Origin of the sequence: Brevinema andersonii, assembly GCF_900112165.1 — a bacterium.
Taxonomy (GTDB): domain Bacteria; phylum Spirochaetota; class Brevinematia; order Brevinematales; family Brevinemataceae; genus Brevinema; species Brevinema andersonii.
Genome location: NZ_FOKY01000022.1, coordinates 1 through 17,999 on the forward strand (window position 1 = coordinate 1; position 17,999 = coordinate 17,999).

Here is a 17,999-nt window from a genome sequence, read left to right on the forward strand (position 1 = left end):
CTTGTGTCATGCCAATGCCTCAGTTTTTATTTCGATGTAGAAGCATCTCCTTTCGAAATATATTTCTTATGAAGACAAAAATATCGAAGAGGGAATAGATAAATTTTTAGCCGACAATCCCGAGCACAAGGATAAAGCCGCCATCTGGGCTGTCCTCAAGTATGTTATATGAAAAATACAAAAACAGGGAGTAAAGAAATATCTCTTTATAAACAATCCCTAACCAATGCTCAGGGGAGGGACTTTCTTTCCTAGAGCAGGTGCGTAAGCCTGCCGCTTAGGAAAAGGAATTTTCTTTAAAGTCTCAAATCAAACTTCTCATGACAGCAGATCATAACAAAGCTATGATATTTTAATATCAATGTGCAAAGTGATAATATTTTATAATTTTAATTTCCATAATTCGTTATTGTTTTTTACTTTAATGGTCTTGGTTAATATGCTATAATTATTCAGTTGTAAGATATATCTACAGAAGGGGAACGATATGAAAATATTAATGATACTTTATCTTTTAGTGATTTCATGCACAAAACAAAAAAAGAAGATAAATTAATTGTAGGAATGGAATTGTCTTTTCCTCCTTTTGAAATGCGAGACACAAACGGCAACCCTAAAGGCATCAGTGTTGATTTGGCACACAGTTTAGGTGAATATTTAGGTAAGGAGGTCGAAATCAAGCATATTGCGTGGAATGGATTAATAACTTCTTTGCAAACAAAAAAAATTGATCTGATTACTTCATCAATGGCTATTATAGAAGCACGGAAAGAAAAAGTAGATTTTTCAGATCCTTATGCACATACTGTGATTGCGGCGTTAGTATACCGTGATTCTCCTGTAAAAAAATCAAGTGATTTGAATCATCCGGAACGAACACTTGCATTACGTCAGGGAACAACTTCTTATTTTTTTGCACTAGATCAATTTCCGGAGTCAAAAAAGAATTCTTTTGCAACAGAAACTCCTGCAATAACAGAGGTTATTCAAGGAAAGGCTAATGCGTTTCTTTATGACTGGCTTTCTGTCTACAAACTTTACTAATTGATATGGCAGGTTCAGAAAATAATGACTGGGGAATCGCCGTACGCAAAGGTAATGTAAAGCTTCTTGCAGAAATTAATTCTTTCTTGAAAGAATTTAAGGCTTCAGGAGGATATAAAGTATTGACAGAAAAATATTTCCGGGAAGAAAAAAAATTATTTGATGCTCAAGGAATTGACTTCTTTTTTTATGATTAAATTGACTATGCATCTGTAATCTTTATATTGTTAAGAGTTACTGAACGATATTATACTAACATTACAGAATCAGAAATGGCCTTATGTTGAGTTGATGGATTGTATGAGTGTAACGGAGCATACTGAGCAACTAATGGAATCGATTAAGTAATTACTATAAAAGTATAATCCCTACACATATGCTGTGCAATTTGGATCTGCTTTCGTATGTTTGGCTTAAAATCAATATTATTTCTCGAACAAAAGCTTTATCTTGATGAGGATACAGTATGACCTGCAAGATGCAGATATGGTTATTGGTTACTATTTTTTTCAAATAAATCCCCGATCAAGGCGTAGACGGTAGCAATTTGGTTTGGAATGAACGAAACACCAGGCCCATCTTGCTGCCCGGGCAGTATGGCAGATTTATTATCGTTAGTGGGCACCTGCCAATCGAAAAGAACACGTATATTGGCTTTGGCTAATTCTTTATCGAAAAGAGTTGTTGCAGATACTTGTTTCTAATAGACCCAAGTACAAAATCTGTTAAACCATTTTACAGCTAACGCTGGAGTAATGACATCAGAAACAATAGCTATAGCTCCACTCCTTCGTTTATCATTTTTAATAAACAAACACAGATCAAGACAGAGCAGGTTTCTGAAATGCGATTTCAATGTCTTTTAATGGGGTTTTTAATGCGTTTTGTTGTTCATGTTTGGTGAATGTGTGTACCATCTCATAATAAAAAGTTTGTGCTTTCAACGGATAAATATTTAAAGGTGAATTAGCAATGTTAGTATAGTCGAGATTAGGGTACGGAATTTTAAGCATGAATTTTTCTTCAGGACTTGTCAAATATAACATTAATTGACATATAATCTATTCCCGATAATAAATGTTATGTCAACAAAGGGTTCTCATTTTCAATGTTAAGAGAATTCAAATATTTATAGAACGTCTTTTGCAGATTGGTTTTTTAGACCTTTTGGAATAAATCCATCGTTTTATTTATAACTTTTTGTATGACCAACTGCAAATGATTCAGGAGAAAAGCCCTCAAAAACAGACTAAACCCTACCGTTTGGACATCGCGGTGGCAGCAGTCATTAATTTTAATTCGCTTATCTTGGAAAACAGCGTTGGAATTATCGTACTAAATACCAGTGATGTAAACGAACGAATATATTTAGTTAAAAAATTATAGTCAAATCTTATACAAGTTACAGTTTTATTGTTGACTCGGATTTTTCCCATAAACATAAAGTATAGAAATAAGAAATGAAAATCCTAAAATATACGATACTAATATTGGAAATCCGAACGCAATCATAAGATAACCTAATATAATAGATATAAATCCAACTAATAATGCATAAGGTAATTGAGTTTTGGTGTGATCAACTAGAGAACATCCAGCACCTGCAGAAGATAAAATTGTACTGTCTGATATTGGAGAACAATGATCTCCAAATACAGCTCCTGTAAGTACTGCTCCAGCTGTAGCAATAACTATAATATCTGCTCCATTTGACAACGAAGAAGCTAAGGGTATTGCTAGAGGCATCAAAATTCCCATAGTACCATAAGAAGTCCCTGTAGAAAAAGAAACCAGCATGCCAATAATAAAAGTAAACATCGGTAACAATGCCGGATTAACAACGTCTTTTAAAAATTCTACAAGGAAAAAATTGGTTCCTAATGCTTTAATAATAGATGAAATGGACCAAGCTAAAATTAATGTGAGAACTGCTGTACCAAATAAATTTTTTGCTCCGTTGAGCCAAATTTGAAAAGCGTCAAAGAAGTTGATTGTTTTAGTTATAGCAGACATAATAAAAGCAACAATAGTAGCTGCTAATGCAGCTTGAAAAATGACAAAACTGGCACTAGAAGCTCCTAAAATTTCGATACTCAAATCATATCCTTGCAATTTGTTAAAAATTTCAGGATTTTTTTGCATTAAAGATTGGTACCCTTCATTCCAAAATCCTAATATCGATACAATAATCAAAGTAGCTAAAGGAATAAGAGCATTCCAAATATTTAATTTTATATGAGGAAGGGGATCTAATGCATCCCCACCCTCTTGCATAGTATGAGTATTATTGATAATACCATTACGAGCATTTTGTTCTGCCTTAAGCATAGGGCCAAAATCTCTATTCATTAGAGCAATAATAGCAACAAATCCTAGCATAAAAATATTATAAAATCGATATGGTATCGTTTTTAAAAATATGGCATAAACATTAACATCAGGCTGACCTATAATTTCATAGGCATCTCTCATGGTACTTAATTCAAAGCCGATCCATGTAGAAATAAGGGCAACTGCAGCAATAGGAGCAGCTGTTGAATCAACAATAAAAGCTAATTTTTCTCGGGAAACCTTAAGTTTGTCAGTAACAGGTCTCATTACAGAACCAGCAATCAATGCATTGGCATAGTCGTCAAAGAAAATAAATATTCCTAATATCCAGGTCATTAATTGAGCAGATCTTGGTGTTTTTGCTTTAGAAGCAATCATTGATGCTACAGCACGTGCTCCTCCATTACGGCCAATTAATGCTATTAATCCACCAATGGTAATCACCTGCATAATGATTCCAGCACTAAAACTACTATTAATAGAGTTAACAATTGTTTTTGAGATCATAGTAAAACTTTGAATAAAAGAATAAAAAGAACCCCCGTGAACAGATACTACTAATAATAAAGATCCTGTCCAAATCCCGATAAGTAATGATAAAATAACATGTTTTGTCAAAAAAGCCAACATAACAGCCAAAAATGGTGGCAGAAGAGTCCATATTCCCAATTTTTGGGCAATCTCTTGAGGAGATAATCCAAATATCACACTAGGAATCAATAATACTAATATAATATTGAGCAACTGCATACTAATCCTCCTTACAGTCATAAATTAGGTTGTTTGCCAACTGTAAATAATACTAGAATGAGACTGGAAAATCCTAATACATAAGCTAAAAATATTGATAATCCAAATGATGTACCCAGATATCCAAAAACTATAGAAATAATCATGACAAGCAAGGCATAAGGCATTTGAGTACGTACATGGTCTAACAATGCACAATCGGCTCCTACAGCTGATAAAATAGTTGTATCTGATATCGGGGAACAATGATCTCCAACAATAGCTCCAGTAAGAGCAGCGCTTGCAGATGAAACAGTAATAGCAGGCATATCTGGTGCAAGTGAAACTGCCAAAGGAATTGTTAATGGTATGAGAATGCCCATGGTTCCAAATGCTGTACCCGTGGAAAAAGAAATAAAAAATCCTAAAATAAATATAATAGTGGGAAGCAATCTAGGATTGAGAATTTCTTTTAGTGCAGCAGTTAAGTAATAATGTGTACCTAATTCTTTGATGACGGATGCCATAGACCATGCTAATAACAGAATAATTACAGCACTGGCAAATAAAGCTTTGGCACCGTTTACCCAAATTTTGATTGAATCATAAAGGGAAATAGTTTTTGTGATATTAGACATAAAAAATGCAACAAAACTAGCAAATAATGCTGCTTGAAAAATGACAAATCCTGCATCTGCGTTGCCTAATACCTCTATGAGAAGAAGATATCCAGACAAATTAGAAAGAGCTTGAGGATCATCTGCTAATAGTGTATTATATCCGTTTACCCAAAAACCTATAATAGCTGAAAAAATCAATACTAAAATAGGAATAAGAGCATTCCATGGATTCATTTTGATACCTGGTAAAGGATCTAGAGAAGTATCCTGATCAGATTGATATCCCGAAGAATCAATAATACCATGGCGTGCATTTCGTTCAGCTTTAAACATAGGACCAAAATCCCTATTAAATAGAGCAATAAGCACAATAAATCCAAGAATAAAAATATTATAAAATCGATAAGGAATAGTTTCAATAAATATATTGTAAACATTAATATCTGAATAACCTGCAATAGCATAAGCATCTTTCATGACACCTAGTTCATATCCTATCCAAGTCGAAATAAGCACTATCCCGGAAATAGGAGCTGCCGTAGCATCTACAATGAATGCTAGTTTTTCTCGGGAAACTTTTAGTTTATCGGTTACAGTTTTCATGACGGGTCCAGTAATCAAGCAGCTTGCATAATCATCAAAAAAGATAAAAAGCCCTAAAAACCATGATAATAGTTGAGCAGATCGGGGAGTTTTTCCTTTTGAGGCAACAATTTCTGCAACTGCTACAGCTCCTCCGTTACGTGCAATGACAGCTATTAAGCCCCCAATTGTCAGTACTTGAAGGATAATTCCAGCATTTGCAGAATCAGCCATTGAATCAATAATCAAATGAGGAATTGCACTAAAACTTTGGAATATATCCCATATTTGAAAACCGTTTTGTATACTTAATAAAAAAGTTCCATTCCAAATCCCTACAAAAAGAGAAAATAAAACTTGTCTCGTCAAAAAAGCACAGATAATAGCTAGAATGGGAGGTAATAGAGTGAAAAAACCAAAAAATTGTGCATTTTGTTCTGATAAAGATACTTCCTGAGAAAATAAAATCGCAGGTAGTAATAAAATATTTACTACTAATAACCACATTTTTTACTCCTTGATAAAATTAGATAAATATTGGCAAATAAAACCGTATAATCAAAGACAAAATATGGAATTTTTTTCATTGATGATCATATATTGCCCTATACAGGTTATATTCTACAAACAGTTGATAATATCTTTAAACAATATGAATTCTCATTCCGAATATAGAATTCACAATACATGATTTCCCCTTGAAAAAAGTATAACAGGATTATACAATGTTTTTTTAAAAGTGTAAAATTTTAAGTTTATTTTCGATATTTTTTTTGATTTATACCGATAGTAAAATGAGAGGCAGAGATGTTAAAAGTATTAATTATTTTATTATTTCCTAATTTAATTCATAGTTATATGCATGTTGCGGATCAGCAGTTCAATAACGACAGTATTAATATATCATTAAAAAAGAAAGTTCCTTATCTTCAACAAAATTTAAAAAATACAGCAAAAACTCAACTTCCTGAAAAAAATATTTTTTCTTTAATTTTTCAGCCTCATGAAAGTACTTATTCTACCTTTGCAAGTATAACAGGTCAGACTCTAAAAAACACACGCTTTTTTGCTTCATGGTATATTTTTGATGATTTTCAACAAATGCCGCGTTCCACAACTGAAGCAATGACGCTTATTAATAATCAACGCCCAGTGTGTTTTAATGCTGTTGTTTATGCAAATAATAAATGGAGTGCGCAAGCAGAGTTACCCTACTCTACTTATGACGATTCATACCATGTTTTTGTGTATATTTCGATTGTCAATCGAAGTGGTATTTTAGTGCCTATATCTTCTCAATCCTATTATAAAGATACAATAACTGGGCTTGCATACAAGGAACAAACCCTTTCTCTGAACATTGAATTAATACGTTTTTGGATGGATCGCGGATATTTCGAAAAAAATTAATCCCAACACTCTACGTCTTCGAGGCCTTTAACATGCACTTTGTTAAAAGCAGGATCTTTTCCTTGTCGGCTTTGTGCTTGATAATCAAGTAGAGTTTCCTGAACAAAAGGAAATAATTTAACAATAGCATATATATTCAGAAGAGCCATCAGACCCATAAACAGATCGGCAATATTCCATACCAAATTAAATTGTGCAACAGAACCAGCAAATACTGGTACAATCACTAAAATTTTGAAAGAGAAAAGGACTATTTTGTTATGACTGATAAGGAGCATTGTATTTTGAGCATAAAAATAGTTGCCTAAAATGGAAGAGAATGCTAAAAGAAAAATACAAACTGATAAAAATATATTTCCCATATTACCAAAATAAATAGTTAAAGCATTTTGTGTAAGGGCAATACCTGACGATGCATTGGAAATATCCACCCCAGAAAAAAGAATCAAAAAAGCTGTAGCCGAACAAATAATAATGGTATCAAAAAATACACCACATGCTTGTATTAAACCTTGTTTTACAGGGTGTGAGGTATCGGCAGCCGCGGCTGCATTCGGTGCTGATCCCATTCCTGCCTCGTTTGAAAAAAGTCCTCTCTTTACACCCGTTACAATTGTTCCAATTAATGTTCCCGTACCAAATTCTTTCAATCCAAAGGCGTTTTGAAATATCACCAAAAATACGTTTCCTATTTTATCAAGGTTTATAAATATGACAATTAAGCACAAAATTAGATAGAGAATAGCCATAACGGGAACAATTAATGCGGAAGCTTTAGCAATACGTGGCAGGCCTCCAAAAATAAAAGCAGCTGATAATATCGACAAAATAAAAGCACTCACTATTGTTGGGATATGGAAACTGTTTTCAAATGCTAAAGCAATAGTATTAGCTTGTACGGAATTAAATGCTATACCGAAAACCATCAACAATAATATAGAAAATATGAGTCCCATAGTTTTTGAATGAAGGCCTTGCTGCATATAATATGCAGGTCCTCCTCTGAAATGTGTATTGTCTTTATCATGAACTTTAAATATTTGAGCAAGAGTGGATTCGATGAATGCTAAAGATCCTCCAAGCAGAGCTGTAATCCACATCCAAAAGATAGCTCCGGGACCTCCTACTATGATTGCTAAGGCGACTCCTGCCAAATTCCCAGTGCCAACACGAGAAGCTGTAGTTACAGCAAATGCTTCAAAAGATGATATTTTTTTAGATTTAGAATTTCCAGTTAAGCTATTGGAAAATGCTGCAGACATTTCTTTCCAGTGGAATTGTATAAATTTTGTTTTAAGAGTAAAAATAATTCCAACCCCTAATAAAACAATAACCAAAATATAAGAATATAAATAATTATTAAGCGTATCAATGATATTTGCTATCATACTTTCCTCCTTTAAGATATATTGGCATATTTTCCTTGTTCTGTCAATGTTTTGATCAAAAATTAATCAATTAAATAATAGGTTGCCTAAAAATTAATCAATTTTAATGAAAACACCTTATAATGCTATAGTTTATTTAATAAATTCCGAAAGAAAAATGAAGAAATAATTTTTACTGCTTTAGCAAGGAAAATAGATGGCAAAAGAATATAATTTTCAAGAAATAGAAGCAAAATGGCAAAAATATTGGGAACAACACCAATCATTTAAGGTGACTGAAGATCATAATTTTCCACCTGATAAGAGGGCTTATATTTTGGATATGTTTCCATACCCTTCAGGTAACGGATTGCATGTCGGCCACCCCGAAGGGTATACTGCAACTGATATATATGGACGCTACTTGCGTATGAAAGGTTATAATGTTCTGCATCCGATGGGATATGATTCATTTGGGTTGCCAGCAGAACAATATGCTATTAAAACAGGAACTCATCCTAAGATTTCTACAGAAGAAAATATTACGAATTTTGAGCGGCAGATTAAAAGTCTAGGGTTTGCTTATGATTGGAATAGAAAAATTTGCACACATGATCCTTCATATTACAAATGGACACAATTTATTTTTTTGAAGCTCTTTGAAAAAGGCCTTGCTTATGAAGCAATGATACCTGTAAATTGGTGTGAAGAAACACGTACAGTATTAGCTAATGAAGAAGTTGTAGATGGTAGGGATGAGCGAACTGGTTGTCCTGTAGTAAAAAAAAACCTACGTCAATGGGTGCTTAAAATAACAGCATATGCTGATAGACTTTTAGAAGATTTAAATTTATGTGATTGGCCAGAATCTATTAAGCAGCTTCAACGTAATTGGATTGGCCGCTCGGAAGGAGCTGAAATTATATTTCTTGAAAAGAAGACTCAAAAACCTATTTTTGTTTATACGACAAGGCCAGATACTTTATATGGAGCTACTTATGTTGTGTTGGCACCTGGCCATCCTCTGGTTGCTGAAATTACGAGTCCTACTCAAAAACAGGCAGTTGATGACTATATTCAAAAAAGTATGCGTAAGACCGATATGGAAAGAACAGAACTCAATAAACAAAAAACAGGGGTATTTACAGGATCTTTTGCTATTAATCCTATTAATAATAAAGAAATACCAATTTGGATTGGGGATTATGTTCTGGAAAACTATGGTACAGGAGCCGTTATGGCTGTCCCTGCACACGACCAGCGGGATTATGAATTTGCTGGGGTATATGATCTTCCGATTATTCCGGTAGTTTCGCCTGAATTAGGGATATTACCTGATCTTTCTCAACAAGCATTCTCTGATGAAGGAGTATCTATTAATTCGGAAGAATTATCAGGATTAAAAACAGAACAAATGAAAAAAGCTGTGCTTAATAAACTTGTTCAAATAAACAAAGGCAAGAAAGCTGTACAATATAAATTAAGAGATTGGATTTTTTCACGGCAACGTTTCTGGGGTGAACCTATTCCTATTGTTCATTGCCAAGAATGTGGAGTTGTTCCTGTTCCGGAAAACGAACTCCCTTTGACACTTCCTGAAATTTCTGTGTATTTACCAGGCCTAGAAGGAGAATCTCCGCTTGCTGAGGCATATGAATGGATACATTGTTGTTGTCCAAAATGTGGAAATTCCGCTCGTAGAGAAACCAATACAATGCCTCAATGGGCTGGTTCGTGCTGGTATTATTTGAGATACATTGATCCTAATAATAGTAATGCACTTGTCGACCCAGAAAAAGAAAAATATTGGATGCCTGTTGATTTATATGTTGGGGGGCAAGAACATGCCGTATTGCACTTGTTGTACGCGCGTTTCTGGCATAAAGTTCTTTATGATCTTGGATTAGTATCAACGAAAGAACCATTCAAAAAATTAGTTAATCAAGGGATGATTCTCGGAGAAAATAATGAGAAAATGAGTAAATCCCGAGGTAATGTTGTGAATCCGGATGATATTATTAAAGAATATGGTGCGGATAGTTTTAGGCTATATGAGATGTTTATGGGGCCATTGGAAATGGGTAAACCCTGGTCTACTAACGGTATTAAGGGGATAAAAAAATTTCTAGATCGTGTGTGGCGTTTATATACTCAGCATCCTATTGATGAAAATTCTCCTATTCCCGATGATTTATTACGTTTGACACACAAAACTATCAAAAAAGTTACCCATGACATTGAAACAATTAGTCAATTTAATACGGCAATTAGTGCTTTGATGGTATTAGTAAACGATTTAACAAACAGAAATGCTTTGCCAAAAGAAACTCTCGAAATTTTAGTAAAATTACTTGCTCCATTTGCTCCGCATATCAGTGAGGAATTATGGGAAATGCTTGGTCATTCTCCGCTTGTTACCAATGAGAGATTTCCAACTTATGATGACAAACTGACTGAAGATCAAATGATTGAATTTGTAGTACAAATTAATGGGAAAAATCGAGAAAAATTTTTTGTTTCTAAAGGTTTATCCAAAGAAGAATTAGAAGAATTAAGTTTATCAAACGAAGGAGTAAAAAATCGACTACTAGGAAAGAATATTATAAAAATTATTGTAGTTCCCGATAAATTAATAAATATTGTGGTAAAAGAGTAATGAAAAAATTAAAAATAATAGTATTATTGCTTACTTTACTGGTTCCCTATTCTATTGCAGCACAAACCTTGGAACAGCAATTAAGAAGAGCTCAAGAGGAAGGTATATTACCAACACCATCAACTAATATTCAAAATAACGTTCCAGGACCCTTTCCTATGCTGATCCGAAATGAAAGTTTTCTTGACAGTGCTCCTCAAGGAATTGCTTCGTTAATCACTACTCCAAGTATTGTTCAGAACATTAATCTTGGAGATTCGACTGTTTTTTTTCCTAGAGGATATGGCCGTAGTACTCAGCACTTTGGAATCTGGAACGGAATTCCTTTTGTAGTTTTCAATAACAGTACTTTGGAATTGCGATTTGGTATGATTTTCGAACACCGGCAAGTAGGCTTTATCCCTGATGACTGGATCAGTACTACCTTATCGGGTACAGATTTACCGGAGATTAGTTTTCTCATTCCCAAAACAAAAACTTTTCTAAACTTTGCACGCGGTACTTCACAGTGGAGAGCTACTGTCCTATTTACTGATAACCAAATTCTTGATTTAGTTGAGTATACAAAAGATAAGCCAATTGATCCTAATGATCCATCCAGTCAGATTTATAATGTAACCCATCGATTTATTGACAGTAGTACTAGATCCTATTTGATAGGAGTTAGACATAAAGCTTTCTTTAAGGCTTTGCTTAAAGTATATGCAGATATTGCATTAAATGCCGATGTTAAAACATTCAAAGGATCAGATGGATTTCCTACAGCTGGCTTTTTTGATGATCTTACTCTTCAAGAAATTACATCAGAAGTAGAAGAAATTGATACTCAAACAGAAACAATAATTGTTGATGAATCAGAAGGTAACGAAACAAATGATGAATACATGACAGAATATGAAATAGAATATCCAGAAGAATATTAAAATTATAAAAACTCCTATTCTGCATAGGAGTTTTTGTTTATCAATTCACAAACTATGTGTTTTATGATCAAAAGATCAGTTTGTTGATAGAACGTAAGTTTCATTAAAAAGTCTACTAAATTTTGGCTTATAAAACTCTTCTTCAGTTATAGTTCCTCCTAAATTTGAATATAAAGATATTGCAGTATTTGAGTTTGTTAAGATATATTCAACATAATAATTAGGTTTATCTGGAAAATGTTTCATAGGTGATGGTTTATCAAAATAAGGGTCTGGATATGTACGTTTTGTGTATTCCAAATCTTTGTAGTAGATCATGGGATAATTTCTTAAAATATAACCAGATCCTGTCCAGTCATAGGGTCTTTCTGGAGAACTGTGGAATAAGTATTCATGAAAAAAAGCATCATTTGATAGTTCTACATTAGCAGGCAAAATAGCGGTTTTATGTTGCAGAGCATAAAACCGGTATATTTTTTCTGTTTGATACCAATTGATTTTAGAAAATTTCATATACTGATATAGTTGTTTGTACTGAGGGATAACACGGATAACCATTGGCGATATTAGTAATATTAATACTACTAGATAAACAGGGTTGTTAAGTATAGAGTTGATGTAACCTAGATATAGTAAAACTACAGCTAAAATGATTAAATTACAAGTCACACGAATATTACCGTGTTCTACCCAAAAAGCTTTTACTCCATACATTTGATCTCCTTGAGCAATAAGTGAAAAATTAAATATTAACACTGCTAAAAGAATAGCCGTTCCTAAACTTAATACTCTCCATGCTGTTGAATTGAGAGACATAGCTATATTTATTGTTTTTCTTTTATGTGAAAGGTGAGGCTTAAGTATTAAGTAGCATATAATTAATGTTAATATGCTAAGTAATATCCATAAAATCCAAGCATAGTGTCGGAAAAATACTGTTTTGATATATATTGTAATAAAATTGGGTAATAATTCTAAAATACGTGTAAAATTTTCTTTTGTTCTGCTACTGGCGACATATTGTAAATGAGGAGATGAGAAAAAAAGAATAATACCTAAAAAATAAAAGGTAAAAGGTACCCATACGGTTTTGCCTAGATGTTTAAATGTCCGAATAATAGTAGTGATATTCCATTGGCACTTTATTCCTAAAATAATAATATTGAGAGCGAGTAGAAATAATATAATTCCTAATGAAATGAAAATGCTAATGTGAATAGTACCAATAATGAATGCTGCTAAACTATAGAAAAAAAGTGTAGAAGGTACAGTTTTGTTAATATAAAAGCGAGCAAAAAGAGAGATTGCCAGTAGAAAAGGTAGCAATCCGAAAATATAAGTAAAATGTTGTGTATAGAATATAACAGTTTGACGCGATTGGACTACGATAATCGATAATAGAAAAAATGAAAAAATAGTTATTAGAGGCGATAGTTTTTTACTATAAGGATATGTAGCACATAAAGATAGGAGATATGTTACTGTAGCGAAATTTATTCCTACTCCTAATTTAGGAATGAGATTATCATTTGGATGAATGTTTTGCAGGAGTGCTGTACCATGAATTATGAAATGCAAAATCCAACTAGGAAGATATTTCCCTTGATCAGTAGTTTTAATGAAATCCCAGATATTGTCTGTATAAAAGAAACTCCACCAAAATTCATCCTGCCTATAGGTGTTAAACTGCAAAAACCAAGTATATACAGCCACAATCCCTAGAAAAATTAAGATATTGGTAATAGTTCGTATTCGAGAATAATTCATACTTTACCTCTTTTAATATTATAAAAACCTGTTTGTATTTTCCATAATTCATGAATAATTTTGAAGTTTCCTGACATTGTAATTTTTGTTGGTATTTTTCCTTTTGGAAGATAAATACGTGAAACGGGAATCTCGCATGTTTTGTAACCGAGTTTAGGAGCCATAACAGACATATAAAACAAAAGCTCGTAACCATCGAAAATATCACGAAAAATAGCTAAATTTTTGTCTTCTAAAAAACGTCTGGAGATTCCTCGATAAGCAGAAGTAGTATCAGTGTATTTAAAGCCTCCCATAGCACTAATCCATGGTGCATGGATATATTTAACAGCCAAAAACCGAGACAAAGGAGTGTTTTTATGAACTCCTCCAGAAATAAACCTAGATCCTTGAATGAAATCTTGACCTTCTTTTAATTTTTTAATAAAGCCAGGAATGGCATCAGTATTGTCTTTGTTATTTCCATCAATTGTGACAATACCTTTATACCCGCGTTTCAGAATAAAATCAAATCCCATTCTAAATTGAGCTCCTTGCTTTCCAGGACTTGTTTTGATTAGTATAGTATTGATATTCATTGATTTCAAGAAATTATGTTCCGTACTTCCATCCGTAGAGTTTCCATCAAAAATAATGATATCTGCTATGTTATGAATTCTTTGTTCTAACATAGTTTGAAGTTCTTTTTTAATTTTTTCTCCTTCATTCAGTAAAGGAATGCCTACGCAATATTCGTGTTTTTTAGGAGAAAATTCAAAAATATCATAACTAGGTATTTGTTTCATTGTATATACTCCTGTATAAGGTAAATATTTTTCTCTAGCATATTTAAATTTGTTTCGTTCGAATACATCTCAAGAGAGAGAATACTAAAAACTGTATGGTTAGATTTTTTAAATTCTGAAATGTAGTATTGGATTTGAGAACGATATTCTTCAAAATTTGTTTTTAAGTAAGGTATACTAAGATGGACGTGTCTTACACTTTGAAAATGAGGGATCATCTCTTCTATATTTTCATTTTCCAAAATAATTGTGCCAATATCAAGATTAATTCCGATATTAGACCATTGATTATCCTTCAGATACTGAAGTGCTTCTTGAGTTGTTGTTAAAAAATTTGTTCCATATTGTTTAGAGTTTGCTTCAAGATTTAGATAACAATTTTTTGATTGGGCAAATGTATTAAGTTTTGTAAAAAAATTAACAGCTTTAGATGTATCGGCTCTATTGGGAATAATTCTAAGTTTAGGAGAACCAAAAACTAAGTTTTGAATTTCTAAACATGATGCGATGGAAATTGCTTTTTTAGTAGCTTCTAATAAGTTATTTCTTTGTTTACCTGTCCTAAATAAATATGCATTTTCTACTCCAAAATGCAAACTTTGCATTGAAACAGCAGTCAGACCATAAGATTCCCATTCATCTTTGAAATCAAGATAAGCTTTTATATTTTCATTAAGAGCTTTTGTACTAAATTTACTGAGTGCAATTTCTATATGTTTAATATTATTTTGTTGTAATAGTTTATAAACAGCAATCCGCTCATTATTATTCCAAGCCAAATTAGAAACACACAATTTCATAACAGAACTCCATTTTCTATAAAAAATAATTTGAGATCTGTAATAACTTGTTCTTTATTATAAAGATATTTTGTGTTATCCCAAAGAGATGCATAAAGGGATTGGATATCATAGCTGAATTTTCTGGCTGAAGTAAAATTAAATTCTTTATCAAAGAGTGTTTTTATTATTTCACGTGGTGTGATTGGCTCGGAACAAATGTTTAATATAGAAATATTATTTTCCAATGCTTTTTGAATATCGTGATGCAAGTTGTGTAGATTATAAAATTGAAATCTGCTGTCTGCATGAGTGAATTGAAGTGATGTAAAATTTAATTTATTAAATATATTATTAATTTCTTGTAATTTATTATTATTAATAGCCAGATCTTTTTGGAATTCGTACATATTTTTTGAATCATTGAAACTATAATATTCTTTTAAAATATTTTCTTGTTCTGATAACTCAATGAGTTTTTCTTTTTTAAGAAACACTGGGGTAGGATTAATAATATCGCAAAGAAAATTTTTTTTAATTTTGCGGCCGAATAGTGCCGGCAAGCGTACAATGAGATGCTTAGGAAACATTTCAATAAATTGTTCTTCTGCCATGCGGCGATGTTTTCCATAAGGAGTATTTAAATCAAAAGATGTAGAATTTTCGTCAGCTATAACAGGTTGAGAATAAACAGCGACAGTAGAAATTAATACTGCTGTTTTTACTTTTACGGTTGCTAATATATCAAGAATATTTTGGATATTTTTTTTATCTTGTTCTGGATTACTATTGGAAATAAACATTTCTGCTGGGATACCAGCACATATCAAAAAATCAAATTCTTTATGCTTAATTTCTTGAATATTTTTTGAATTGTATTGATGGGTAAAATTCATTTTTTCTAGGAGATTCCCTCCAACAAAACCAGTGTAACCAATTAGTGCAGATTTCATAATAATCCTCTATAATTTTGTTATTTGTTTTACAGAATAAATTGGAGTATTTTGGATTTCTTTGCAGAATAATCCTAAATAGCGAACGAGTATTGATAAAATCATAAAAATGCCCGACAATCCAAAAGATAGAAGTAAAAATAATGTAGTCCATCCTTGGACAACGTTTTTATTGAACAGGAACATAATAGTAGCATAAATTATGCCCAGTAAAGATATAATAAAACAAAAGATAGTAATAGTAAACGCAAATTGGGGAAGAAAATCTGAAAATGTTATCATATATAAAGTATATTCATCTTTGGATAAAAGAGATCTACGTTTATTTTGAGGTCTGTAATGAAGTTCAAAAATAGAATAGCCAGTATTTCGCAATAATGTTGTAATAGGAAAAATTCTACTAGTCGATAGAGAATATATATTTACGACTCGTTTGGAAACTAAAAATAGCAGATCGTGGTGTTGGGAAATTTTATCTTTAGATAGTTTTGAAATAAATTTTAAAAATAGACGGTGTTTCCATTTACTATAAGGAGTATTTAGGATAACAATGTCATACCCCTTATTGTGATATTCATACATATTTTTGAGTTGGTTAATTAAATCTGGAACATTGCTATCTGCAATAATAAAAACAGAGTCTCCTTTAGAAAAATCAATTCCTGAGCGTAACGCTTGGTTTTGTAGATGATTACCTCCAAGATCTAGAAATAAAATATCCTTAAAGTTAGGATTTAGATGCTGCAAAATTTCTGATCGAGTATATATTGTATTATTAATAAGGATAATTTCATAATACTCGAAGTAAGAATCGATCCACGTCTCTAATTGGTGAAATAAATCTTGCTTAATTTTGTTAGAATATTCATAGTATAAAATAAATGAAGCATAAATTGTTTCCTTTCTTTGAATCATAATAAAAATTGGTCCATTTCATAAATTGTATTGATCTTGCCTCCTAAAATAGAAATGAAAGTCGGTGATTCTGAATATTGTTTAATAATTACAGGCCTGGAATCTGATAGAACACTTGTTGTCATTAGTGTTTTAATAGTAAAAAGACTCTTAATGTATTTTGGCAATATATCATGCTTAAGGTATTTTTTTGCTAGTTGATACATATGAGGCCAAGCAGAATCAGGACGAACATAACAGGTATTACAATTTTCTACTTGTTTAGATGAACAGGTTAATGAATTTCGTTGACACGAAAATGTAGGAGTATCTGTGTAAGAGGTCTCATGAGGGGTGTAGCGTACGGCAGAAAGTGAAAATTGTCCTTCAAAATTAAAAGGCATAAGTGAAAAAAATGGTCCATCCATAACTGTTAATCCGTATCCTTGAAGTTGTACAGGAACATGGCATAGAATCATTTCAGCAAGTTCGAATTTCATTGGTAAAGGCTCAAAGCCGAATAATTTGATGATGGTATTCAGTGATCCATAAGTTGTATTTAATACCCAATCAGTTTGGAATACATGATCTTCCCCTTTTATGATCCAATGAGTATTAGTTTGAGAGACTTCTTTTAATCGAAAATTAGGAATGAATTGAATATTTTGGGCTTCATGTATTTTTTCTTTGAAATAGTGTTTTAATTTAAACATATCAACAGTATATTCTAAAGTTTCATAAGCAGATTCTATATATTGATGGTGAAAAAATCGATTCAAATCAACAGGGGTACATGGAATATTTGCTTCTTTACAAAACTTTTCAAAATTTTCTGCAGAAGACATACTAAATTGTCTTGCAACAGCGTAAATTTTGATATAGTTATCTAAAACAGCAAATTCAAAATCTTTGTGAAAACGCTCAAAATATTCACTACATTTTATAGCTGTATGTAAAGAACGAGGATAATGGTAACCATTATGAAGACGTGCTTGATTTACACAGCTTGCACGAGAAAAAATATTATTATCATATTCTAAAATAATAATATTTTTATGAGGATATTTGATTGACAATTGGATAGCTGCATAACATCCGTAAATCCCTGCTCCAAAAATGACATAGTGCTGTGCTGTGCTGTGCTGTGCTGTGCTGTGCT

The 17,999-nt window shown here is 32.3% G+C and carries 15 protein-coding genes; 5 read left to right on the forward strand and 10 right to left on the reverse strand.

The features are described 5' to 3' along the window. The first annotated feature begins 525 nt into the window (after positions 1-525). The gene (locus tag BM018_RS08180) at positions 526-1,044 is read left to right on the forward strand and encodes a transporter substrate-binding domain-containing protein (protein ID WP_092319909.1); all 519 of its coding nucleotides are present in this window, start codon (positions 526-528) and stop codon (positions 1,042-1,044) included. A 5-nt stretch (positions 1,045-1,049) separates the two neighbouring features. After that, positions 1,050-1,241, forward strand: coding sequence for a transporter substrate-binding domain-containing protein (locus tag BM018_RS08185; RefSeq protein WP_092319911.1), 192 nt, complete (start codon positions 1,050-1,052; stop codon positions 1,239-1,241). A gap of 624 nt (positions 1,242-1,865) precedes the next feature. On the opposite strand, the gene BM018_RS06720 is transcribed toward BM018_RS08185, so the two are convergent. The 3 genes from BM018_RS06720 to BM018_RS06730 form a co-directional block, all read right to left on the reverse strand. After that, the gene (locus BM018_RS06720) at positions 1,866-2,057 is read right to left on the reverse strand and encodes a hypothetical protein (RefSeq protein WP_143280459.1); all 192 of its coding nucleotides are present in this window, start codon (positions 2,055-2,057) and stop codon (positions 1,866-1,868) included. A gap of 397 nt (positions 2,058-2,454) precedes the next feature. Beyond that, complete coding sequence (locus BM018_RS06725; RefSeq protein WP_092319915.1) at positions 2,455-4,125, reverse strand: Na+/H+ antiporter NhaC family protein; 1,671 nt, start codon at positions 4,123-4,125, stop codon at positions 2,455-2,457. Between the two features lie 17 nt (positions 4,126-4,142). Continuing rightward, the gene (locus tag BM018_RS06730; protein ID WP_092319917.1) at positions 4,143-5,813 is read right to left on the reverse strand and encodes a Na+/H+ antiporter NhaC family protein; all 1,671 of its coding nucleotides are present in this window, start codon (positions 5,811-5,813) and stop codon (positions 4,143-4,145) included. Positions 5,814-6,113: 300 nt separating this feature from the next. Here BM018_RS06730 and BM018_RS06735 point away from each other — a divergent pair, with 300 nt between their 5' ends. Beyond that, positions 6,114-6,716, forward strand: a complete 603-nt coding sequence (locus BM018_RS06735; RefSeq protein ID WP_092319919.1) for a hypothetical protein — start codon at positions 6,114-6,116, stop codon at positions 6,714-6,716. Here the strand turns inward: BM018_RS06735 and BM018_RS06740 are convergent. Then, complete coding sequence (locus tag BM018_RS06740) at positions 6,713-8,104, reverse strand: alanine/glycine:cation symporter family protein (protein ID WP_092319921.1); 1,392 nt, start codon at positions 8,102-8,104, stop codon at positions 6,713-6,715. The genes BM018_RS06735 and BM018_RS06740 overlap by 4 nt on opposite strands. Before the next feature lie 196 nt (positions 8,105-8,300). Here BM018_RS06740 and leuS point away from each other — a divergent pair, with 196 nt between their 5' ends. Continuing rightward, on the forward strand, positions 8,301-10,739 hold the full coding sequence (gene leuS / locus BM018_RS06745) for a leucine--tRNA ligase (RefSeq protein WP_092319923.1): 2,439 nt from the start codon (positions 8,301-8,303) through the stop codon (positions 10,737-10,739). Beyond that, a complete protein-coding gene (locus BM018_RS06750) occupies positions 10,739-11,662 on the forward strand; it encodes a hypothetical protein (protein ID WP_092319925.1) in 924 nt (307 codons plus the stop codon). The genes leuS and BM018_RS06750 overlap by 1 nt, the downstream gene beginning before the upstream one ends. 75 nt (positions 11,663-11,737) lie before the next feature. Here the strand turns inward: BM018_RS06750 and BM018_RS06755 are convergent, their stop codons facing one another. The 6 genes from BM018_RS06755 to BM018_RS06780 all read right to left on the reverse strand — a co-directional run. Next, positions 11,738-13,429, reverse strand: a complete 1,692-nt coding sequence (locus tag BM018_RS06755) for a hypothetical protein (RefSeq protein ID WP_092319927.1) — start codon at positions 13,427-13,429, stop codon at positions 11,738-11,740. Continuing rightward, on the reverse strand, positions 13,426-14,214 hold the full coding sequence (locus BM018_RS06760) for a glycosyltransferase family 2 protein (RefSeq protein WP_092319929.1): 789 nt from the start codon (positions 14,212-14,214) through the stop codon (positions 13,426-13,428). The genes BM018_RS06755 and BM018_RS06760 overlap by 4 nt, the downstream gene beginning before the upstream one ends. Further along, the gene (locus BM018_RS06765; RefSeq protein ID WP_092319931.1) at positions 14,211-15,014 is read right to left on the reverse strand and encodes a sugar phosphate isomerase/epimerase family protein; all 804 of its coding nucleotides are present in this window, start codon (positions 15,012-15,014) and stop codon (positions 14,211-14,213) included. Before BM018_RS06765 ends, BM018_RS06760 begins: the two co-directional genes overlap by 4 nt. Next, positions 15,011-15,946: an NAD-dependent epimerase/dehydratase family protein gene (locus BM018_RS06770; RefSeq protein ID WP_092319933.1), complete on the reverse strand. Its 936-nt coding sequence runs from the start codon at positions 15,944-15,946 to the stop codon at positions 15,011-15,013. Before BM018_RS06770 ends, BM018_RS06765 begins: the two co-directional genes overlap by 4 nt. A 9-nt stretch (positions 15,947-15,955) precedes the next feature. Next, positions 15,956-16,861: a glycosyltransferase gene (locus BM018_RS06775; RefSeq protein ID WP_092319935.1), complete on the reverse strand. Its 906-nt coding sequence runs from the start codon at positions 16,859-16,861 to the stop codon at positions 15,956-15,958. Beyond that, on the reverse strand, positions 16,858-17,999 hold a 1,142-nt coding region (locus tag BM018_RS06780), incomplete at its 5' end, for an FAD-dependent oxidoreductase (protein ID WP_159428226.1). The genes BM018_RS06775 and BM018_RS06780, both read right to left, overlap by 4 nt.